The following is a 22,417-nucleotide window of genomic DNA, read 5'->3' on the forward strand; positions in this document are numbered from 1 at the left end:
TACAGGCGGAGTAGGGTGAATGAGCCAGACAATCAGTTTCCCGGTAGAAGGGATGTCCTGCGCCGCATGCGCTGCCCGGCTGGAAAAAGTGCTGAACCGGCTGGAGGGTGTGCAGGCCTCTGTCAATTTTGCAACGGCCAAGGCACAGGTTGATCTGGGTGCCGGTGCAAGCAACGTAACGGATATATTGGACGCCGTTACCAAAGCCGGGTTTGGGGCGCAGACATCCAGCGTGGATCTGGCTCTGACAGGGCTTTCTTGTGCGGGCTGTGCCGGACGGGTGGAAAAAGTGCTGAACGCCCTGCCATCTGTGCATGCAAACGTTAATCTCGCTACCGAGCGTGCACACGTTACTTTTGTTCCCGGCATAGTTACCGCGCAGGCGCTGATAGCTGCGGTAGAAAAAGCCGGATATGGCGCAAGTGTCTTCCAACAGAAAACAGCGGAAGAAGCCAAGCATCAGCGGCAGAAGGAATGGCGCACCGCACTAACAGGTTTTGTGCTGGCTGCGGTTTTAAGCCTGCCATTTCTGCTGGAAATGGTGGGTATGATGGTAGGCGCACACCATGCGGTTATGTTGCCGCTATGGGTGCAGCTTGTTTTGGCCACTGTGGTGCAGTTTTGGTGTGGCCGCTCCTTTTATGCGGGTGCATGGCACGCATTGCGCAGTGGTGCCGCCACCATGGATGTGCTGGTGGTTTTGGGCACCAGCATTGCCTATGGCTTCAGCGCGGTTGTGGTGCTGTTTGGGTTAGATCAGCCTGTTTATTTTGAGGCCAGCGCACTGGTGATTACGCTAGTATTGCTAGGCCGTTTGTTGGAGGCCCGCGCCAAGGCGCGCGCAGGTGCTGGTATGGAAAGCCTGCTGCGGCTTCAGCCCAGAACAGCACATGTTGAACGCGCCGGTCAGATAACCGATGAACCCGTAGAGCAGCTACAAGTGGGCAATGTGTTTCTGGTGCGCCCCGGTGAGAGTATTCCGGTAGATGGTGTGGTGCTTTCTGGCGCATCGGATGTGAATGAGGCCATGCTGACGGGTGAGAGCGTGCCTGTTGCCAAGCAAACGGGTGCCAACGTGTTTGCAGGCACATTAAACCAGACAGGAGCCCTGCGCGCCAAAGTAACCGGTATTGGCAGCCAGACAGTGCTGGCAGGCATTGTGCATATGGTAGAGCAGGCACAAGGCAGCAAAGCCAGTGTGCAGCGGCTGGCAGATAAGGTGGCGTCTGTTTTTGTGCCGGTGGTGCTGGCGCTGGCTGTGCTGACATTTGCCACAGGCTGGTTGCTAACAGGTGTATGGGACCAAAGCCTTGTTAACGCTATTTCCGTGCTGGTCATTGCCTGCCCGTGCTCTTTGGGGTTGGCTACTCCTACCGCCATTATGGTGGGCACGGGGTTGGGCGCACGTGCGGGTATTTTGTTCCGTAATGCAGATGCGCTGGAACAGACACGTAAGCTCACAACGCTTGTGGTGGATAAAACAGGCACCTTAACCCAAGGGCAGCCCGCAGTTGTGGATGTTCAGGTGGCAGAGCATATTTCTGCACATGATGCGTTTGCCTTGGCATATGCGCTGGAAAGCCAATCCGAACATCCGTTAGCGCGTGCGGTTGTGAACTATGCACGTGCGCAGGATGTTACTGCGGCAGAAATATCTGGCTTTCAGGCTGTGCCAGGGCAGGGTGTTAGAGCAGAATATCAGGGCCACCCTATTGCGTTGGGTTCTCCTGCATATCTGGCTACCATTGGTTGCACGATCGATCATGATCTTACCCAAAGCTGGCAACAGCAGGGGCGCACGGTTGTGGGTGTGGCGCAGGGACAAACGGTTCTGGCATGGTTTGCGCTGGCAGATCAGATCCGCCCAGAAGCGCAAGAAGCAGTAGCAGCCTTGCAGCAGCAGGGTTTGGATGTGGTGATGCTTACGGGGGACAACGCCCGTGTTGCGCAGGCCGTGGCCCAGCAGGTGGGCATAAAAACAGTTATTGCTGGCGTGCTGCCAGATGGCAAAGAGGCTGAAATTCGTAAACTGAAAGAGCAGGGCAAGTGCGTGGGCATGGTGGGCGATGGTATTAATGATGCCCCAGCTCTAGCTTCTGCCGATGTTGGTTTTGCCATAGGTGCTGGGGCAGATATTGCCTTGGAAACGGCAGATGTTGTGCTAATGCGCAGCAACCTGATGGCCTTGGTGGATGCGCTTTCTCTCTCACGCGCCACGGTTTCCAAAATATGGCAGAACCTGTTTTTTGCTTTTATTTACAATATTCTCGGTTTGCCTTTGGCAGCCCTTGGTAAGCTGGACCCGGTTTTGGCAGGGGCTGCCATGGCAATGAGTTCTGTTTCTGTTGTCAGCAATTCCCTATTGCTAAACTGGTGGAAGCCCAAATCCTGATCATATCAGGTGGGGAGGGAAGGATTGGTTTCCCCCAATAGAATACTACCTTCTTCTGGCAGCCATTCCCCTGTGTTTTCATCACGCCCTTGCAGGTAAAACTGCCGGGGCGCGGTGTCTGAGGCAGATTGTGCGGCCTTTTGCAAAAATTTCTGCATGGGGGCGGATTGTTTGCGGTTTATCAGACAGTTCAGCTTGCTGTCAGGAAAAGCTTCCAGCATATGCGCTGAGCAATCTTCTCCCGCAAAAATCATGAGTGGCGACATTTGCCGTTTTGCGACAAAGTATTTGTGAATAATGGCGGTTTTTCCCGCATCTGCCGGGAAGGGGTAATGTGCGACTTCGGTAGAAAGCAGGATTTTTTTACGCTCAGCCAAACGTGCGCCAAAAACATGTTCACGCGGCAGGTTGTATCCATATTCTGCCGATGTGGCAAAAAGCGCCGTAATATCCTCCATGCCGGAGGTGCAGATAACCGGGTCTATCCCGTGTTCTTGCAAGATCTGGAACAGGTTGGCCATTTCCGGCGTAAGGCGCAGGGCTTGCACAACTTTGGCAGATACCGGGCCTGCCTTGCCGGGGCGTTCTGCCGGGCATTCCCATGTTTGTGTGGTTATGGAAGCCCCAAGGCACCATTCATTTGCTGCACGGCTAAGGGCAATAACGTCTGCTGCTGTCTGCCCTGCTACCAGTCGTATCATCCAGCGTTGTGCGGCTTCTGGCCCATGTAGTGTGGCAACAGCCTGTTGGCAAAAGGCCATTCTGGCCCGAAAAGCTTGAAGAGTGACATCTTTTGCCAACACATCCCGCGGGAGCGGGTGTGGCATGTGCCCATAACGGGCTGCCAGTGCACGGTAATCCTCTATCAGATCATCCACCAGCACCGGGAAGGAAACGGGTTGCCCGGCCATATTAACAAATGGGTCAGGCAAGGGGTGCGCAAATGCATGTACGTGGATGAGATGCCGGAATTCATCTGCACGCATCAGAAAACTGAAGTGTTCCAGCATGTAGAGGAACAGCGTTTCCTGCGCATCGCCCACAATGGCTGTGTTGTTCCAGTCCACCACCACGTAGGGCCGACGCTGCGGGTTGTAGGTGGAGGAATATTGCCCGTTGGCGTTGATAACGTTCTGAATGGCCTTATGCACATGCGGTGCCCATTTAAGGGTTTCCAGCATGGGCGGTTCGCGTTCCATCAGTTCGGGAATGGATGTTGCACGTGCAACAATGGGTGGCCCAGCCAGAGCAGAAATGCCCATACCAGCACAGCAAAGACCAAAACGACGGCGAGAAAGACTGTTACGCATAAAAACCTCTGGCTGGTTTGCGTAGGGTATGAATCAGCGCGTTAAGTAAGGTGTGTGTAATTGTAAACCAGAATACAGCAAAATACCTTTTGCCTGACAGGCCATTAAAGCGGGGGTAGGGTCAGGCTCTAGGCCTTGGGTGGCATCTGTAAGAAGCACGGTTGTATATCCGGCTTTTTGTGCATCTAGTGCTGTGGCCTGCACGCAGTATTCCAATGCCAAGCCACATACAAAAACACGTGTGATGCCATGCTGTTTTAAAACAGCATCAAGCAACTGGCCCGACTGTGTTTGAGCCCCAAAAGCAGAGTAACTATCCTGCTCGGATTGTGCGCCTTTAAACAGGTGCAGGGTGCGTTCAGGCAGGTGTAAATCTTGGGGAAAGGCCGCTCCGTGTGTATTGGCTACACAATGTGGAGGCCAAAGACCGTTCTGATGAGTGGTTTTGAAAGAAACATGATCGGATGGGTGCCAGTCCTGCGAGGTTACGATCAACCCAAAAGGTAAATGTGCCAATCTGTTAATAACAGGCACAATGATATGGCCTTGGGGCACAGGCAGGGTGCCATCTGGCAGAAAATCGTTCTGCACATCTACCACAATCAGCGCATCCGTTTTGCCCGGTATAAAGGCGGGAAGGGAAGGCGCTGATTGCAGAGGCATGTGTGTTACTCTTTATGCAGAAGGAAGCAGCCGGGCCAAGGCGCGGGAGCGGCCAATTAACGGCAGAAGATCCCGCAGTTCCGGCCCTTGTTCTTCCCCTGTTAGTGCCAAACGGAGGGGGTGAAACAGGGCTTTGCCAGAACGGCCCGTTTTTTCACGCACAGCGGTTGTCCATGCCTTCCATGTGGTTTCATCCCACGGTTCAGGCGGCAACAGGCTGGCGGCTTCTTTCAGGAAGTCATCTTCACCTTCCTGCACAGGAGGGATGATGTCTCCATCCGTTACATTATGCCACAGGCGTGCTTCTGAAAGCAGTTCGATATTCCCACGAATAGCCAGCCAGAAGGCTTCGGTCGCGCCTTTAGGCAATCTGTCTGCCACATCTGCATAGGCTGTCTGGGCCAGCAGCTTATGGTTCATGGCCAGAAGCTGGCGGGTATCAAACCGTGCTGCAGAGCGGGAGATATGGGAAATATCGTATATCTTGGCCTGCTCATCAAACGGGAGCAGCACCGGATCATCCGAAGAGCCAAGGCGGGCAAGGTAGGAGATCAGCGCTGTTGCTTCTATGCCGTCCTGACGGAATGTGCGCAGTGAACACGCATCAAAGCGTTTGGAAAGTTTGCCACCGTTTTCATCAAGCAGCAGCGGCAGATGTGCAAAACGGAAATGGTCAGGATGTGCGCCAAGGGCTTGGGCAATATCAATCTGCACGCCCGTGTTGGTTACATGGTCTTCCCCACGGATAATGTGGGTAATGCCTGTTTCCAGATCATCCACAACAGAGGCCAGTGTGTACAGCACCGTGCCATCTGTGCGCACCAGAACGGGGTCTGAAACAGAAGGAAGCTTAACCTGGCAATCGCCCATCACCATATCGCGCCAGCGCACGGTGGTGTTGGACAGCTTGAAGCGCCAGTAGGGCACTTTACCATTTGCTTCTGCCTGCGCGCGCTGCTGGGGGGTCATTTTCAGCATGGCGCGGTCATAAACCGGGGCGCGGCGCTGGCGGATCTGTGTTTCGCGCTTGGCGGCCAGTTCCTGCTCGCTTTCAAAGCAGGGGTAAAGGTGGCCAGAAGCTTTCAGCTTCTCAATAGCTGCAGCGTAGCGGTCCAGCCGTTCTGTCTGCCGGAAGGTTTCATCCCACTGAATGCCCATCCAGTGCAGATCTTTCTGGATAGCTTCTACCAGCTCCTCGCGGGAGCGGCCGATGTCCGTATCATCAATACGGAGTTGGAATTGGCCACCGTGGCGGCGGGCGTAAAGGGCATTGGCAAGTGCCTGACGGGCATTGCCAACATGCAGGAGGCCGGTAGGGCTGGGAGCAAAACGGAGTTTCATGACAGAAGCTTATGGCGCGAATGAACAGGAAAGACCAGCCACAGCGTTATGCTGTGTTAGTGCTGGTGGCCGCCATTATCGGCATCGTCTGTCGTGCCGTAAAGGTCTGTCAGGTCTTCGTTATCTTCAACCAGCCGGCGCGGGTCCAGCGCGCGCCAGTCTCGTTCCATCGGCGTTGCGCGGTGGGCCGTAAAATCATCCAGCTCATTGGCGGAATGCCAGCCATCTTCACCTGCATCCAGCACAACGGCATCTTCACCAAAGCTGAACCACGTTGTCAGCACATCTTTGGCGCTGGCGCCGGGGGTGCGGCAGCGTTCTACACTGTCGCGCACATAGGCGCGGGCAAATGCGTTGGCGTGGGCCAGATCATGAAAAACGCCAACATCTTCCACAATGTTATCTTCCGCACCGCCAGAAAGATCCAGAATGCGAACTTTCCATGTTTTGTCTTCGGTATCGGTTTTTTCGGTCATGCCTGTTCGCCTTTGGTGGTTTTGCGGAAGGAGGGAAGAAGGAATTCCCGCCCGATTTTTACCCGTTCAACGCCGTTGTAGGAGACAATATCGGCTGTGGCATAGGTTTCGTTCCACAGTTCAGGAATAAAGGAGCCTGTGCCAACAACATCAATAGGGGCGTGTGCATCCGCCATACAGGCGCATTTGGTTACGCCGAAGCCAGATGAGGCAATAATTTTAACGTGCGGAAAGCCTGCGTGGTCCAGCTCTTCACGCATTTTCCAAATGGCTGCGGCAGAAACACCTGTGCCAATCAGGTAACGCAGTTCTTTATCAGACCGATAACGGCGCAGTGCCTCTGGCGCATGACGGTTGACCACCGCATAGGATTCCTGCGGGTTTAACCCCTGCATAAAGCGGCCACCATGTGTATCTAGCCTGACAGCCAGCTTGCCTTCTGCCGCCAGTTTGGGGAAGCGATTGCAAACGGCCAGTGCGTCCGTAATTTCCTGCCCAAAGTAATCTACCAGCACCACAAGGTCAGTATGCGGGAATTCTGCATGGAACATTTCAGCCGCACGCACGGTAGAGCCCGCATAGCCAATTAAGGCATGAGGCATGGTGCCTGCGCCATGTGTGCCCCCAAAAAAGGGTGCTACGGCATCATTGGCTGTGCCTACAAACCCTATAGCCCCGTTTTCCTGCGCCTCACGCCCCCCAACAGAAGCCGCATATGCCATAAGCTCCTGCATTTCATACCCAGCACAATGGCGGGCATCCATGGCCAAAAAGCGGGTATGAGGTAGGGAAAGCGCCATCTGGTAAGCGCGGTGTGCTGCAACACATGGGCTACCGAGTTTTTGCAACAGCAGTGTTTCTAAATCCGCCAGATGGGTAAAGGAGCCTGTTACGTAAACCAGCGGCTCACCAGCACCCACCCATTCACCTTCTGGGTGCACCACATCTACTGTGTAGGGGGCTTGGCGCTGGGCCATAACGTTTTTCAGCCATTCCAGCATCAGCCCCGGAGCAGAAATAACCGGACGACGGATGAAGAAGGCGTATGTAACCTCACAATCTCCAAACCGGCTTACAATCTGGCGGGTACGATTAAAGTAGGAATCTATGCGCGCACGAATTTCCGCATCGGAAAGCGGTGCTGCTGTGCGGGCGGAACAGACGCCAGCTGAAGGTTTGGAGAAGGAATGCGTCATCCTGATCTGCTCTTTCTGCCATTGGGGCTGCAGGGATGATGGGAACAACAGGGGGCAAGGTAAACCCCACCCCCCGGTTCTGTGATCAGCCTGAATGTTCAGGCTGAGTTCATAAAAGCGTGTTTGCCTTAGCGTTCGCTTTTGAGTTCTTCCGCAATCAGGAATGCCAGTTCCAAGGATTGTTCGGCATTCAGGCGCGGGTCACAGAAGGTTTCGTAACGATTGCCCAGATCTTCTTCTGTCAGGCAATGCGCACCACCTACGCATTCCGTTACGTTCTGGCCTGTCATTTCCAGATGCACGCCACCAGCAGGTACGTTTTCTGCCGCACAGACAGCAAAGAACCCTTTTACTTCCTTCACGATGGAATCGAAGGAGCGGGTTTTGATTTTCTGCTGCGTGGATGTGGTGTTGCCGTGCATCGGGTCCGTCAGCCACGTTACAGTCTGCCCGGTCGCTTTTACGGCCCGCATAAGCGGGGGCAGTTTTTCTGTAATCTTATCTGCACCCATCCGAGAGATAAGCGTAATACGCCCGGCTTCGTTTTTCGGGTTCAGAATTTCTGTCAGCTTTTTAATGTCTTCCACGCTGGTGGTGGGGCCAACCTTAATGCCGATAGGGTTACGCACACCACGCAGGAACTCCACATGCGCGCCATCGGGCTGGCGGGTGCGATCCCCAATCCACACAAAGTGGGCGGAGCAGTCATACCATTCACCAGATGTCGAGTCGATGCGTGTCAGAGCCTGCTCATAAGGCAGCAGCAGTGCTTCGTGAGAGGTGTAGAACTCTGTTTCATCAATCTGCGGGGCAGATGCGGCGTTCAGCCCACAGGCCTGCATGAATGCCAGCGTTTCCCCAATGCGTTCCGCCATTACGCGGTAACGGTTGGAAAGGGGAGAGCGCTCCACAAAGCCCAGATTCCAGCGGTGCACCTGATGCAGGTTGGCATATCCACCGTGCGAGAACGCACGCAGCAGGTTCTGGATACCGGTGGACTGAAAATAGCCGGTTTCCATCCGTGCAGGATCAGGGATGCGGGATTCAGGCGTGAAGTCTGAACCGTTAATAATGTCACCCCGGTAAGATGGCAGGGTGACGCCATTTACGGTTTCCGTATCGGAAGAGCGCGGCTTAGCGAACTGGCCAGCCATACGGCCAATTTTAACAACCGGCACCTTGGCGCCAAATGTCAGCACCACGGCCATCTGCAACAGCACGCGGAAGGTATCGCGCACGATATTGGCTTTAAATTCACCAAAGCTTTCAGCGCATGCGCCGCCTTGCAGCACAAAGGCCTGCCCGGCAGCGGCCTGAGCCAGATGGTTGCGCAGGGTGCGCACTTCCCCGGCAAACACCAGCGGCGGATAGGAACTCAGCCGGTCTTCAACCGTTTTAAGTGCGGCCTGATCCGGATAACTGGGAATCTGCTTTACGGGAAACGAACGCCAGCTATCCGGCATCCAGGTCGCAGACGTCGGGTTGGGCTGGGTGAGCGTTGCACTCATAACGCGGTTCCTGTCAGTTTAAGGGTGGTCAGGTCAAAGGTTGAATAAAGAGACATAAAGCACCTTGCACCCGTGTACGGATGCCAAGGGGAAGCCTTTATGTCTAAAACAGCGGCAATAGGCAAATCTGATCTTTATACCAAATGCGCGCGCCTGCCTTTAATGTATGGCGGGCATATGACCGTTTGGTTTGGCATTTTGCCACGTTGGTGCAATATAGCACCAGCACAGCCCGGCTGGAACGGTTTTTCGGGCAGGGTAAATTTTCATTTTTTCGCGGGGTAACGCGCAATGGCGCAGCTGCGTAAACCGTTTGTAACGGTGCTTTCGGGCATATGTGTTGGTTTTGGCCTTATGGCTGGTATTTCTGCAGCTTATGCAGATCCGGCCTTGATGCCAGATGATAATGTTTCCTTTGCTGAAGGTTCTGGCAGCCTCGATTCCAATGGCCAGCAGAGCCAGTCTTCTGAAAAGAAGACTGTTCATGGGCATCGTAACCTGCCGCCGGGGTACCAGGATGCACCATCCATGGATTTCCAGCACGGCGCAGATCCAGATCATCTGGCCAAGGTGCATCGTGACTCGGTAACCGGTTCCGATATTTCCAAATACGGTTCTGCCTATCAGAGCAGCGGGCCGTTTGGTTCTGGGCAGGTTGGGGATTCTACCGGCAACGGGTGGGTTATCCCGCGCTAATTTTCTTCCACCACGCGTATCTGGGCCTGACCATTTGTCAGGTCTGTGATGCGTTGGGTGATACCTTCCTGCCATTCTGCTGGCAGCGTAAGAACGAACTGGGCCCCCAGAGCATCAAATTCTGGCGTGTCAGCATCAACACCCCATTCTGGTAGACGAGACTGCAGCAGCCCAATAAGTGAAAACGGGCAATGAAAGCTCAGCTTGATACGGTCTATCAGCGGTTCTTTGGGGGCTTCCCGCAAACATTCTGCTGCAGTGCCCGCATAAGCGCGCACAAGGCCGCCAGCCCCAAGCTTGATGCCGCCAAACCAGCGCGACACCACAATGGCAACCCGATCAAGCTTTTGTGCAACAACAACTTGTAAAATGGGTCGCCCGGCAGTGCCCGATGGTTCTCCGGCATCATGGCAGCGGCGGTGCGGGCCAAACTGCCATGCCCAGCAATGATGTGTGGCATCTGGCCCCGCCGCAGCAATACGGCTGATAAAAGCTTCGGCCTCTTCTATGCTGTTTATGGGCGTAGCGCTGGCGAGAAAGCGGCTTTTTTTAATATCCCGTTCCAGAGTAAAGGGGCTGAGAAGCGTTTCGGTCATACGCTTGATGATACAGCCTGCCTAAAGCCCCGCAAACATGTATTCTGGCGGATATATACGCAGAATATCGCTGTTATGGCCTTATTAAGGATGTTTCTTTGGTAAAAGGGCATGACAGGATGGTGAAAAACAGGCTTGCTCTGTTGGGTGTAGGATCGTTTTGTTCCAATATATGGGAACAATGGCCTTTCACTGCTGCCAGACCATATATCTGTTGGCAGTGAAGCAGAAAAAGGAAAGCAGCAGCATGATGCCTGTGTTGCGTAAGAAGTGGTTAGTTGTGGCAGGTATTTGCGCAGTTGCTCTGCCTGTTCTGAATATGCCTTCTGCCATGGCAGAAGAAGGAATGGGCGATGATGACGATGCAGAAACGCATCGCCCTGCAGATATGCACAAGTTGGCAACCAAACCGCCATTGCCACGTGCCCACAAGGATTTCAGCAAATATCGCTACAAACCAGAAGGCGATAAAGTTCAGGAACAGCCCGATGCCAATCGGCTGTTATTCTGGACACAGGATGGCAAGCCAGATGGTTATGCGCAGCGGCGTGGAAGCAGCATTATTTATTATAATGCACAAGGGCAGGCGATACGCATCCAACACCTGACCCCAGCAGAAATGGCTGAATAAAAGGGTTTTCCTTCTTCTTTCTGGGTCATATCAGAAAGAAGAAGGTATTTTTACCCAGCGGAAATCAGATCCAGAATAGCAGCGGATGTTTCCTCAATAGACCGGCGGGTGACATCAATAACCGGCCAGTTATGGCGGCGACATAAGCGGCGCGCCCAGTGCAGTTCTTCCTGCACCTTTTCCAGATCAATATAGGCGTAATCTGCTACCGGATCGATCTTGGCCTTGGATGGCACCATCTGAGAAAGCCGATTACGGCGAATTTCAATCAGACGCTCCGGGTCTATTGTAAGGCCAATGACGGGTTTATCTGTTGTGAACAGATCCTGCGGTGGCTCAATGCCCATAACCAAGGGCACATTGGCGGCCTTTAGGCCCCGGTTTGCCAGATAGAAGCATGTAGGTGTTTTGGAAACGCGCGAAACACCAACCAGAATAACATCTGCTTCGTTCAGGCCCTTGGTTTCCTGCCCATCATCATGCGCCAGCACATAATGCATGGCTTCAATACGCTGGTAGTAGTTTTCATCCATGATGTACTGGCCACCCGGATGACGTGTCGCTTCTTCGCCCGTTTCTTCCGTTAAAAAGTGGAGGGCATTATCCAGCACGTCCAACAGTCTTACCTGTAGGCTTGCACAGCCAGCTTCCATATCAGCTTGCAAGGTCGGGTCTGTTAATGAAGACATCACAGGCCCACGGTCTAGCGCGATATGCCGCAAAACCCGACGGAGCTGAAGCTGCGTGCGAATAAGGTTCCAGTGGCGCAGATGCACCTCTGTATTGGGAAACTGCGCAATACAGGCGCGGGCAACAGAATCCAGCGTCTGGCCCGTTGCTTCGGAGACAAGGTGGAGCGTGATTTTTTTTTGCATGATCTGGATTTGAAAATGGCCGCCTCGGTGAGAGGCGGCCACCTTTTCGTTCAGGCTTTTACGGCCTTGTTATTTTTGGCAGCCAGTGCGGCCTGTGCTGCGGCCAATCTGGCAACGGGCACCCGGAAGGGGGAGCAGGAAACGTAATCCAGTCCAACTTCCTCAAAGAAGGAGATGGAAAGCGGATCGCCCCCGTGTTCACCACAAATGCCCAGTTTGATGTCAGGCTTGGTGGCGCGGCCTTTTTCAACACCCATACGCACCAGTGCGCCAACGCCTTCGCGGTCGATCGAAACAAACGGATCCTGCGGCAGCAACCCTTTTTCCACGTATTCTGGCAGGAAGGAGCCAGCATCATCGCGGGAAAGGCCAAGGGTGGTCTGTGTCAGATCGTTTGTGCCGAAGGAGAAGAAGTCTGCACTCTGTGCAATCTGGTCTGCCGTAATGGCTGCGCGTGGCAGCTCAATCATGGTGCCGATCTTGTAAGACAGTTCTGCTTTGCGTTCAGCAAGAACGTCAGCAATGGCGGTTTCACAGGTTTTACGCACCAGATCCAGCTCAGCTTTTGTGCCAATCAGCGGAATCATGATTTCCGGGGCAACAGGCTTGCCTGTTTCCTTGGCGATATCAAGAGCCGCTTCTGCAATGGCACGCACCTGCATGGCGTAGATTTCGGGGTATGTAATACCCAGACGGCAGCCACGGTGGCCCAGCATTGGGTTGGCTTCAGATAGTGCAGAACGGCGGGCCCGCAGGGTTTCAACATCCTGCCCAAGCGCTTTGGCAATTTCTTCCAGCTCTGCTTCACCATGCGGCAGGAATTCGTGCAGCGGCGGATCAAGCAGACGAATGGTAACAGGCAGCCCCGCCATAATGCGGAACAGTTCTGTAAAATCACTCCTCTGGAAGGGCAGAAGCGCGTTAATGGCCTTGGCGCGTGTGGCTTTGTCATCTGCCATGATCATCTGGCGCACATGGCCAATCCGATCCGGGCCAAAGAACATGTGCTCTGTGCGGCACAGACCAATACCTTCAGCCCCAAAACGACGGGCTGTTGCCGCATCTTCTGGTGTTTCAGCATTGGCGCGCACACCAAGGCGACGGATGGAATCTGCCCACCCCATAAGGGTTGCAAAGTCACCTGAGAGTGTTGGCGGAATGGTGGGAACACGGCCTTTGTAAACAGCACCCGTGCCACCATCCAGCGTTAGCCAGTCACCTGCTTTGAGCGTATGACCATCCACTGTCATGGTCTGGGCTTTGTAATCCACAGTAATGCTGCCAGCACCGGCTACGCACACGCGGCCCATGCCACGGGCCACCACGGCTGCGTGAGATGTCATGCCGCCGCGTGTTGTCAGCACACCGCGGGCAGCGTGCATGCCGTGCACGTCTTCCGGAGAGGTTTCAACCCGTACCAGAATAACATCTTCACCCTTAGCAGCACGGTCTTCCACGTCCTCGGCAGAGAATGCGATCACGCCCGTTGCTGCACCCGGAGAAGCGGGAAGGCCGCGGGTTAGAAGCTGACGTTCTGCCTTGGGGTCCAGCACAGGGTGCAGGAGTTGATCAAGAGATGCAGGCGGCACGCGGTTAACGGCTTCTTCCTGCGTGATCAGGTTTTCCTTGGCCATATCAATGGCAATGCGCAAAGCAGCGGCGGCTGTGCGTTTGCCCGAACGAGTCTGGAGCAGGTACAGCTTATTGGCCTGCACCGTGAACTCGATGTCCTGCATATCGCGGTAGTGGCGTTCCAGCAGATCGCGCACTTTCAGCAGTTCCTGATACGCATTGGGCAGGGCCTTTTCCATAGGCACCTGGCCTTCAGCCGCACGGGATGCAGCCATGGGCTGCGGTGTGCGGATACCGGCCACAACGTCTTCACCCTGCGCGTTAATCAGGTATTCACCGTAGAAAATGTTTTCACCGGTGGAAGGGTCACGCGTGAAGCAGACACCGGTGGCACAATCATCACCCATGTTGCCGAACACCATGGACTGCACGTTAACAGCCGTGCCCCAGCTTGCCGGAATATCATGCAGCTTGCGGTAAGTGTTGGCGCGTGGGTTCATCCATGAGCCAAACACGGCTCCAATGGCGCCCCAAAGCTGTTCCTTCGGGCTTTCAGGAAAGGCGGTGCCGGTTTCCTGCAGAACAATCTGTTTGTAGCCTTTAACGACTTCCTGCCATTCTTCAGCGCTCAGAGACGTATCGTCATCTTTGCCGATGGCACGTTTGATCTGCTCAAGCAGATCTTCAAAGCGGTGGTGGGCAACACCCAGCACAACAGAGCCGTACATCTGAATGAAGCGGCGGTAGCTATCCCATGCAAACCGGGCATCACCGGATGATTTTACAAGCCCTTCAACGGTGCTGTCATTCAGCCCCAGATTGAGAACTGTATCCATCATGCCGGGCATGGAAACACGTGCGCCAGAACGGACAGAAACAAGCAGGGGGGCATTGGCATCGCCAAAGCGCAGGCCCATGGCTTTTTCAACCAGACCCATGGCTTCTTCAAGCTGGGATTCCAGCTCAGCCGGGTATTTCCGTCCGTTTTCGTAGAACGCCGTGCAGACTTCAGTGGTAATGGTAAATCCGGGGGGGACGGGCAGGCCGATATTGGCCATTTCTGCCAGATTGGCTCCCTTACCGCCGAGGAGATTGCGCATCCCGGCGTTGCCTTCGCTCTGGCCTGCGCCGAAACTGTAGATCCACTTGGTCATGTGCCGTTCACTTCATTCCTGCATACAGTAAAGCCAAAAGCCCCGACCGAGGGGAGGAAAAGGAGATAACGGGGCGATAGGCTGGCCTGCGTGCTATTTTTATTCTTGGTTTTGGACGACTTTGGTAATCCATCCCTTCGTTGGAAGGTAGCATGGCGCAGTTTTGCTGGGTGGGCAATCTCTCTTTTGTATCAGAATACAAAAAAACGTGTGCAACGCCCCGTTATTCCTGCTCAGAGCAAAAAGCGTTCCATTCAGCCTCATCCATGGTCTGGAGGCCAAGTTCCGCAGCCTTTTTAGCCTTTGAGCCAGCTTTTTCCCCCAGAACAACCAGATCTGTCTTTTTGGATACAGAATCCGAAACCTTGGCACCCATCCGTTCTGCCGTTGCTTTGGCTTCTGGTCGTGTCATGGTGTGCAGGGTGCCGGTAAACACAATGGTTTTGCCAGCCAATGCGCCTTCGGATGCCACAGTTTCTTCTGTTATGGTTAAGTTGGCGCGCAAATCTGCTAACGTTTGCAGGTTATGTTCTTCTGCCACAAAGGCCACCAGATCTTCCGCCGTGGCTGTGCCTATGCCGGTAATGGAGCCCAGTTCCAGCCGAGCATCAGACCCGATAATGGCGGCAGCCTGCATTTGGCTGAACCAGTTTTCATACGTGCCGTAATGGCGTGCCAGCAGGCGGGCATTGCTGGCGCCAATCCGGCGGATACCCAGCGCATAAATAAAGCGAGAAAGGGAAATGGTGCGGCGGCTCTCTATAGCTTGCAGCAGCTTTTGAACCGATTGCTCGCCCCATCCATCGCGCTTTTCTATGTCTGCCGCGTGTTCATGCAGACGGAAAATATCGCCCGGGGTTAAAATCAGGCCGATATCATGAAATTCACGAATGCTGCGGTCTCCCAAGCCTTCAATGTCAAACGCTTGGCGGGAAACAAAGTGGATAAGCCGTTCTACAACTTGCGCAGGGCAGGTGAGCCCCCCCGTGCAACGGCGCACAGCTTCTCCTTCTGGCCGAACAGCCGCCGCCCCACAAACAGGGCAGTGATCGGGGAAGTGATACGGTGCCTGCCGAGGCGTGGCATCTGAAGAAGGTGCAACACCCAACACTTGCGGGATAACATCCCCCGCACGCTGGATGAAAACCATATCACCGGGGCGGACATCCTTGCGGGCAATTTCATCTTCGTTATGTAAGGTGGCGCGCATAACCAGCACGCCGCCAACATTTACGGGTTCTAAATGCGCAACGGGGGTGAGGGCACCTGTGCGGCCAACCTGAATTTCTATCTCTTTCAGGCGTGTGATGGCCTGTTCTGCCGGAAACTTCCATGCAATGGCCCAGCGTGGGGCACGGCCTGCAAAACCCAAGCGTTCCTGCAGGGCCAGATCATCAATTTTGTAAACAACGCCATCAATATCGTAGGCAAGTTCAGCCCGGCTCTGGCTGACTTCCGCAAAAAAGGCCTCGGCATCTTCCACGCCTTTAATCTGGCGGGAAAGCGGATTAACCGGAAAACCCCATGCTTTGAGTTGTTCCAGATATGCCCAATGGCTGCGGCTGATTTTTTCTGAGCAAAAGCCAAGCGCATAGGCAAACAAGGATAGCGGGCGTTGCGCCGTAATTTTGGGGTCTAGCTGCCGCAGGGAGCCTGCAGCTGCGTTGCGCGGGTTGGCAAACAACCGCTTGTTTGCTGCTTCCTGCGCGGCGTTGAGTTCCAGAAAGTGTTTTTTGGAAAGGAAAACCTCACCACGAATTTCGATCAGATCGGGATAGGAGCCGGAAAGACGTAACGGCAAATCCTTCAGCGTACGTAAATTGGCGGTAACGTCTTCTCCCTCAGTGCCATCGCCACGGGTGGTGCCACGCACAAAACGACCTTTTTCGTAGGTCAGGCTGATGGAAAGACCATCAATTTTGGGTTCACCTACAAAGATCAGTTGTTCTGTTGCTTTTTGATCCAGCCCCAAAAAGCGGGTGGCGCGGCTGATAAAGCCTTCAAAATCTTCCCGGTCAAACACGTTGTCCAGAGAGAGCATGGGCACAAGGTGGATGTGCTTGCCAAACGCTGTATCCGGTGCGGCGCCTACAGCTTGGGCTGCGCTGTTTTCTGGTTCGGCCTCTGGGTAATGGGCTACAATGGCATCATACCGTCGGCGCAGGGCATCATATTCTGCATCACTGATTTCTGGAGCATCGTTCCGATAATAGGCCGCATTGTGGTAGGCAATTTCGGCAGCAAGGCGTTCCAGTTCTTCCCGTGCTTGTTGGGGTGTCATGTCGGCGGGAAGAAGGGCAGTTTCAGGCATTATTCTCATGTCCAAGCAGGCTGGCGGCGGCGGCGCGGGCGGCATCGGTTACTGTATCACCTGCCAGCATACGCGCAATTTCCTCATTACGCTCTGTGTCTGTGAGCGGGGTGGCGTGTGTTACGGTCTGGCCGTTGCGGGTAAGTTTGCCAATACGCAGGTGCGCATCTGCGCTGGCGGCCACTTGTGGACTATGGGTAACAGCCAGAACCTGCACATTTTGCGCAAGCCGATGCAAACGTTCACCAATGGCGGCGGCTGTTGCGCCACCAACGCCTGCGTCAATTTCATCAAAAATCAGCGTGCCGATACCAGACTGCCCTGCCAGCACCAGTTTAAGTGCCAGCATAAGGCGGGAGAGCTCACCGCCAGAAGCAACCTTCGCCAAAGGTCCTGCGGGTTGGCCGGGGTTGGCTGCGATCAGAAAGATCACCTGCTCCATACCCTGTCGGCTCCACTGTTCAGCAGGAAGCACTTTGATATCCACCAGAAAGCGTGCTTTTTCCAGTTTGATAGGCTTTAATTCCGCTGTAACAGCCTGCTCCATTTTGCGGGCAGCCTTGGTGCGGGCTTCGTGCAGGGCTTCGGCTTTTTGAATATATGTTACGCGCGCTTCTTCAGTGGCCACTTTAAGAGATTCCAGCGCTGCGGTGCCGTTTTCCAGCGCCGTCAGGCGGCCAGAAAGGCGGGTAAGCAGATCTGCCAGATCATCTACAGCAATGGAATGTTTGCGTGCCACGGTGCGCAGGGCAAACAGGCGCTCTTCTGTATCTTCCAGCAGCCGAGGGTTGGCTTCTGTATCTGCTGCCAGGCGGGAGAGCAGGTTTTCGGCTTCTGCCAAGGCATTTTCGGCATTTTCCAAAGCCGTGAGGGCCTCTGTCGTGCGGGCTTCCAGAGGCTCTGCTTCTGCCGATGATGGGGGAGCAGCAGAAGCATTTGTTGGCACAAGGCGCAGCAGGGCGCGGGTTGCCCCACGTAAAGCGGCGGCAGGGCCGGGGGATCTTCTGTCTCTGGGGGTGAGTTCAGAAAGGGCTGCGGCTACAGCCTCTCCGCGCCGTTCAGCTTGCTGTAAAGCGTGGCGCTGCTGGGCCAGTTCTTCTTCTTCACCCGGTTGTGGGGCAAGGGCAGTGAGTTCATCAACCGTGTGGCGCAGCCATTCTTCTTCTCGTGCGGCTTCCTCTAATGCGCGATGCGCATTGGCAAGCTCTGAACGCAGGGTTTGCCAGCGGTCAAATGCACCGGCAACACTATTTAAAAGGGAAGGTTTAACGCCGTATGCATCAAGCAGGCCACGATGCGTGCTGGAATCGGCCAGCCCCATTTGCTCATGCTGGCCTTGAATTTCAATAAGGGTGGCCGCCACGCGCCGCAAAAGTGTGATGCCAACAGGCTGATCATTGATCCATGCACGGGAGCGGCCTTCCTTGGAGATGACGCGGCGGAGGACCAAAGGCTCTTGCACTTCTGCGGGAATGTCCTGCTCTTGCAGGATTCCGAATGCCTCGTGTGAAGCAGAAACATCAAAACTGGCGGTTACGCGCGCTTCTGGCGCACCAGCACGCACTAGGCCGGCACTGGCGCGATCACCCATAGCAAGGCCCAAACTGTCTAGCAGAATGGATTTGCCCGCCCCGGTTTCCCCCGTAAGTGCAGTAAACCCTGCATGGAGTGAGAGATCGAGCGTTTCAATCAGAACTACGTCCCTGATGGAAAGGCTTGTTAGCATAATGGCATCCGGTTTTCCGGGCTTGCGCCCAAATGACAGGAAAGACGGCAAAACACAAAAGCAAATAGCTTCCTGCTTGCCCCGCCCGCATGGGGCGGCAAACGCACAATACTCATTTCAGGCACAAGTCGCCAGAAAAATGTTCTCTATGTGTTCTTTATTTTGGAGGTGAGCCTGCAGAATCCGCCGGCGCTGTAGGTTCGGTTTTTACAGGCGTAACAGGTGCTGCCTTGATAGGCATGGCCTGCGGCTGCGTGTTTTCATTCCGCGTATCTGTTGCCAGAGCATCTGGTTTCATGGCCGTACCTTTTTTGGCGCCAGCCGTTCCGGGTTCTGCATCTTTTGGCATGTCGGATGCGGAAACAACTTTACCGGGAATAGGGAACTTATCTGTCAGCAAATGATAACGGTGCAGGTTATCGTAGGCATACCGATACCATTTGCTACCGGGATAGTTGTACCCCAGCACAATGGCAGATTTACGCGCCTGATCTGTTAGGCCCAGATCCAGATACACTTCCACCATACGTTCCAAAGCTTCGGGCACATGGTTGGTGGTCTGGAAATCCTGCACCACACGTTGGTAGCGGTTGATGGCGCCTTCGTAGTTTTTCTCGCGCTGATAATAGCGGCCAACTAGCATTTCCTTACCGGCCAGATGGTCTCGGCAAAGATCAATTTTTAGCTGCGCATCACGTGCGTATTTGGATTGTGGAAAGCGTGTAACCACTTCTTCCAGCGCATCCATGGATTCAGCGGTGCCCTGCTGATCGCGCTGGACGTCTGCAATCTGCTCATAAAAGCACAATGCGCGCAGGTAATAAGCGTAAGCTGAATCTGAGCTGGTGGGGTGTAGGCTAATAAAGCGGTTAAGCTGCTGCACGGCTTCAGGGTATTTCCCTTTCAGGTAATACGCATAGCCTTCCATAAGCTGGGCATTCGCAATGTAACCAGAGTATGGGTAATTCTGCTGCAGCGTTTCAAACTCTGAAGCCGCAAGGGCATAGCGCCTGGTACGCAGGGCATCAATGCCGTTATTGTAAAGCGTTTCAGGCGCAGCAATTTTGGGAGCCGGCGGAAGCTTCTTGTTTTCATTAAACAAGCCACAGCCTGCCAAGCTTGTCAGCAGGGCAACTGAAAGCACGCGGGGCAGAACGTGGCGAAGCAACTGTGGTTTAATGCAAATATCAGACATACCGGCTCTTCATTTAGAGACGGCATCTTATAGCATGCCCACTGCGCAAGAAAAGCAATGAAACAGCTATTGATTCGTTATTGCGCCAAAAAGGCATCAGGCGGCAGACGCTGCGGGTAGGGATGTGGTGATATCACGCCATGCATTCTGGTCTGCAAAAAGAGCGCGCAGCACCTGATTGTTCAAGGCATGGCCAGATCTGTGGCCGCGGAACTCTCCCAACAACACACCGCCAGCAAGGTAAAGATCTCCCACTGCATCCATAACCTTATGGCGGATAAACTCGTCCGGTTTGCGAAGGCCTGAGGGATTTAGAATATGGTCATCATCTACCACAATGGCATTGTTGAGTGAGCCACCGCGCGCCAGCCCGGCACGGTGAAGGGCTTCAATTTCTGCTTTAAGGGTAAAGGTGCGGCTGTTTGCCAGCTCGTGCCGGAAAGACCACGGTGTAAGTTCTGCACTATAGCTTTGCTGGCCAATGGCTTTTGCCGGAAAATCAATGCTCAGGGAAAGATGGAGATGGTGGCCTGCGGTAGGGTGCAGTTCGGCCCATGAATCATTGTGGCAAATGCGAATGGGTTTGCAGACTTCAATAAAACGACGCGGGGCATCCTGTGCTTTCCGCCCGGCACAATCCAGCAGAAATACAAAATCAGCGGCGGACCCATCAAAAACAGGTGTTTCTGGGCCGTCAATTAGAATGAGTGCATTATCTACGCCGCAGCCATTCAGGGCTGCCATAAGATGTTCAACCGTAGCCACCCGGTTTTCTGGGTGTTGAGCTTCACCCAAAACGGTGCTCAGGCGTGTTTCCAAAACATTGTCATATCGTGCTGCAATAGGGGCCGCATTGGGGAGATCTGTGCGCTGGAATACAATCCCATGTCCGGCAAGTGCAGGATGTAAGCTCATGCGGATGGATTGCCCTGTATGCAACCCAGTGCCGGTGCACGAAATGGCATGACGCAGCGTATGCTGCAAAGCAGACGGGGCTTTCCTAACAGAACGCATAAAAGATGCTGGGCTTTCTACAATATCGGAATACAGGAGTGGCTCCCTTAGCAGACCGTCCATTATCTGGGCATCCTATGCTTGCGTAGATAGAAAGTTAAAACAACGCTAAAGCTTGTTTCTGGTTGAAGCCAGTCAACGATTATTGCCATCTATTACATAAAAAATGCGCCGCCTCGTGAAAGGCGACGCATTTATAGAGTAAAGTGTAAAAAATTAACGGCGCAGGAAGGTCGGAATTTCCAGACCTGAATCTCCTTCACCAGAACGCAGGCCAGAACCCTGATCAGCTTGGCTGATGGTCGGGCGAGGCTGAGCGTTTGGTTCCTGCCGTGCTGCATCAGCCGCATTGCGACGGAACGCGCCAGTTACGCGGCCAAACAGGCTACGATGAGCGGGGGCTTCCTGCTGCTGAGGTGCTGCGGAAGGCTGGCGTGGTGTTTCTGTAAACAAGCCGGCGCGGGGGGATACAGCCGGGCGCAGTTGCTGGGGCTGGCTAGGGGCGGCAGCCGGAGCAGCCTGCACCGGCACCGTATGTGCAGGTGGTGCAGAAACATTATTGGCACCAGCAGGCTGAAAAACCTGAGCATGTTGCGGTGCGGCCGTAGCCTGCGCGGTAGGCGCAGCCTGCGTGGTTGTGGGCGGAACAGGAGCAGCTGCCTGCGCGGGTGCAGCGGCACCACCAACAGCAGCTTGCGGCTGTTCTGCCTGAGCTTCACCTTCAACAGCAACCAGATGCGGGCGATCTGCCGAATCGGAAGGCATATCAATGCCCGTGGCAACCACGGATACCCGGATACGGCCGCTCATCTTTTCATCAATAACAGTACCGAAGATCATGTTCGCATCTTCAGGCACTTCGCGGCAAACCCGGTTAAACGCTTCTTCGGCTTCAAAGAAGGTCATGTCTTCACCACCGGTTACGTTCACCAGCAGGCCCTTTGCGGTAGACATGCAGGTGTCTTCCAGCAGCGGGTTGGAAATAGCAGCTTCGGCAGCTTCTACGGCGCGGTTTTCACCTTCGCCTTCACCCGTGCCCATCATGGCTTTGCCCATTTCAGCCATAACGCTGCGAATATCGGCAAAATCCAAGTTAACGTAACCGCGGTCCATCATCAGGTCAGTTACGCCGCGCACGCCCATGTTGAGCACCTGGTCAGCCAGTTGATAGGCTTCGCGCAGGGTGGTGCGTTCGTTGGCAATACGGAAAAGGTTCTGGTTGGGAATAACAATCAGCGTATCAACATACTGCTGAAGTTCCTTGATACCTTCATCAGCAACGCGCCCGCGGCGTTTGCCTTCGTAAGCGAAAGGCTTACTGACAACGCCAATGGTCAGAATATTCCGCTCACGCGCCATGCGGGCAATAACAGGGGCTGCCCCTGTGCCCGTGCCACCACCCATGCCGGTGGTGATAAAAACCATGTGAGCACCATCCAGATACCGGGCAATTTCATCTGCAGCTTCTTCTGCCGCCGCGCGGCCTACTTCTGGCTTTGCACCGGCACCCAAGCCATGGGTGAGATGTGGGCCAAGCTGGATTCGGCTATCTGCCAGACTTTTTTCAAGGCTCTGGGCATCTGTGTTGGCAACAACAAAATCAACACCCTGCAGGTTGGACGCAATCATGTTGTCAACTGCGTTCGTTCCCCCACCGCCAACACCAATGACTGTGATTTTTGGGGAAAAATCAGCATGTGTTTGGGGTGGAACGGTCAGGTTGAGTGTCATGTGTGTCTCCCGAACGGCTGCAGCTTACCG

Annotated in this window: 17 protein-coding genes; 3 read left to right on the forward strand and 14 right to left on the reverse strand. The window is 54.4% G+C overall.

What is annotated here, in order from left to right:
- Nucleotides 1-19 precede the first annotated feature (19 nt).
- Entirely contained in the window at nt 20-2,392 is a 2,373-nt protein-coding gene (locus ABNV41_RS01690) for a heavy metal translocating P-type ATPase (protein ID WP_087651870.1), read from the forward strand.
- A 5-nt stretch (nt 2,393-2,397) separates the two neighbouring features.
- Here ABNV41_RS01690 and ABNV41_RS01695 read toward each other — a convergent pair whose 3' ends face one another.
- The 6 genes from ABNV41_RS01695 to ABNV41_RS01720 all read right to left on the reverse strand — a co-directional run bounded on the left by ABNV41_RS01695 (nt 2,398) and on the right by ABNV41_RS01720 (nt 8,886).
- Entirely contained in the window at nt 2,398-3,702 is a 1,305-nt protein-coding gene (locus tag ABNV41_RS01695) for a hypothetical protein (protein WP_050818315.1), read from the reverse strand.
- Nucleotides 3,703-3,735: 33 nt separating this feature from the next.
- Nucleotides 3,736-4,365 carry a nicotinamidase gene (locus tag ABNV41_RS01700; RefSeq protein WP_050818314.1) on the reverse strand — a complete coding sequence of 210 codons (630 nt, stop codon included), beginning with the start codon at nt 4,363-4,365 and terminating at the stop codon, nt 3,736-3,738.
- A 12-nt stretch (nt 4,366-4,377) separates the two neighbouring features.
- Nucleotides 4,378-5,706: a glutamate--tRNA ligase gene (gene gltX / locus ABNV41_RS01705; protein ID WP_050818313.1), complete on the reverse strand. Its 1,329-nt coding sequence runs from the start codon at nt 5,704-5,706 to the stop codon at nt 4,378-4,380.
- Between the two features lie 56 nt (nt 5,707-5,762).
- Nucleotides 5,763-6,182, reverse strand: a complete 420-nt coding sequence (locus ABNV41_RS01710) for a hypothetical protein (protein WP_042787758.1) — start codon at nt 6,180-6,182, stop codon at nt 5,763-5,765.
- Nucleotides 6,179-7,426, reverse strand: coding sequence for a nicotinate phosphoribosyltransferase (locus ABNV41_RS01715; RefSeq protein ID WP_349934878.1), 1,248 nt, complete (start codon nt 7,424-7,426; stop codon nt 6,179-6,181). The genes ABNV41_RS01710 and ABNV41_RS01715 overlap by 4 nt, the downstream gene beginning before the upstream one ends.
- An 80-nt stretch (nt 7,427-7,506) precedes the next feature.
- A complete protein-coding gene (locus tag ABNV41_RS01720; RefSeq protein ID WP_050818311.1) occupies nt 7,507-8,886 on the reverse strand; it encodes a class II 3-deoxy-7-phosphoheptulonate synthase in 1,380 nt (459 codons plus the stop codon).
- Between the two features lie 291 nt (nt 8,887-9,177).
- Between ABNV41_RS01720 and ABNV41_RS01725 the strand changes: the two genes are divergently transcribed.
- A complete protein-coding gene (locus tag ABNV41_RS01725; RefSeq protein WP_003623098.1) occupies nt 9,178-9,582 on the forward strand; it encodes a hypothetical protein in 405 nt (134 codons plus the stop codon).
- Here the strand turns inward: ABNV41_RS01725 and ABNV41_RS01730 are convergent.
- Nucleotides 9,579-10,178, reverse strand: a complete 600-nt coding sequence (locus tag ABNV41_RS01730; protein ID WP_349934879.1) for a YigZ family protein — start codon at nt 10,176-10,178, stop codon at nt 9,579-9,581. The two genes, ABNV41_RS01725 and ABNV41_RS01730, sit on opposite strands and share 4 nt — an antisense overlap.
- Nucleotides 10,179-10,350: 172 nt before the next feature.
- Here ABNV41_RS01730 and ABNV41_RS01735 point away from each other — a divergent pair, with 172 nt between their 5' ends.
- Nucleotides 10,351-10,809 (forward strand): hypothetical protein, encoded by a 459-nt coding sequence (locus ABNV41_RS01735; protein WP_087651874.1) that lies wholly within the window; start codon nt 10,351-10,353, stop codon nt 10,807-10,809.
- Between the two features lie 50 nt (nt 10,810-10,859).
- Here ABNV41_RS01735 and ABNV41_RS01740 read toward each other — a convergent pair whose 3' ends face one another.
- From ABNV41_RS01740 to ftsZ, 7 genes are all read right to left on the reverse strand, one after another.
- A complete protein-coding gene (locus ABNV41_RS01740; RefSeq protein ID WP_050818308.1) occupies nt 10,860-11,684 on the reverse strand; it encodes a pyruvate, water dikinase regulatory protein in 825 nt (274 codons plus the stop codon).
- A 50-nt stretch (nt 11,685-11,734) separates the two neighbouring features.
- Nucleotides 11,735-14,410 (reverse strand): pyruvate, phosphate dikinase, encoded by a 2,676-nt coding sequence (gene ppdK, locus ABNV41_RS01745; protein WP_050818307.1) that lies wholly within the window; start codon nt 14,408-14,410, stop codon nt 11,735-11,737.
- Between the two features lie 223 nt (nt 14,411-14,633).
- A complete protein-coding gene (gene ligA, locus ABNV41_RS01750) occupies nt 14,634-16,721 on the reverse strand; it encodes an NAD-dependent DNA ligase LigA (RefSeq protein ID WP_050818306.1) in 2,088 nt (695 codons plus the stop codon).
- Nucleotides 16,714-18,447 (reverse strand): DNA repair protein RecN, encoded by a 1,734-nt coding sequence (gene recN, locus ABNV41_RS01755; RefSeq protein WP_050820243.1) that lies wholly within the window; start codon nt 18,445-18,447, stop codon nt 16,714-16,716. The genes ligA and recN overlap by 8 nt, the downstream gene beginning before the upstream one ends.
- 157 nt (nt 18,448-18,604) lie before the next feature.
- Entirely contained in the window at nt 18,605-19,642 is a 1,038-nt protein-coding gene (locus tag ABNV41_RS01760) for an outer membrane protein assembly factor BamD (protein ID WP_349934880.1), read from the reverse strand.
- Nucleotides 19,643-19,738: 96 nt separating this feature from the next.
- Complete coding sequence (lpxC, locus tag ABNV41_RS01765) at nt 19,739-20,719, reverse strand: UDP-3-O-acyl-N-acetylglucosamine deacetylase (RefSeq protein ID WP_050818304.1); 981 nt, start codon at nt 20,717-20,719, stop codon at nt 19,739-19,741.
- A gap of 153 nt (nt 20,720-20,872) precedes the next feature.
- Nucleotides 20,873-22,387: a cell division protein FtsZ gene (ftsZ, locus tag ABNV41_RS01770; protein WP_050818303.1), complete on the reverse strand. Its 1,515-nt coding sequence runs from the start codon at nt 22,385-22,387 to the stop codon at nt 20,873-20,875.
- Nucleotides 22,388-22,417 lie beyond the last annotated feature (30 nt).

This window comes from Acetobacter sp. A11-2 (assembly GCF_040208445.1).
Lineage (GTDB): Bacteria > Pseudomonadota > Alphaproteobacteria > Acetobacterales > Acetobacteraceae > Acetobacter > Acetobacter oryzoeni.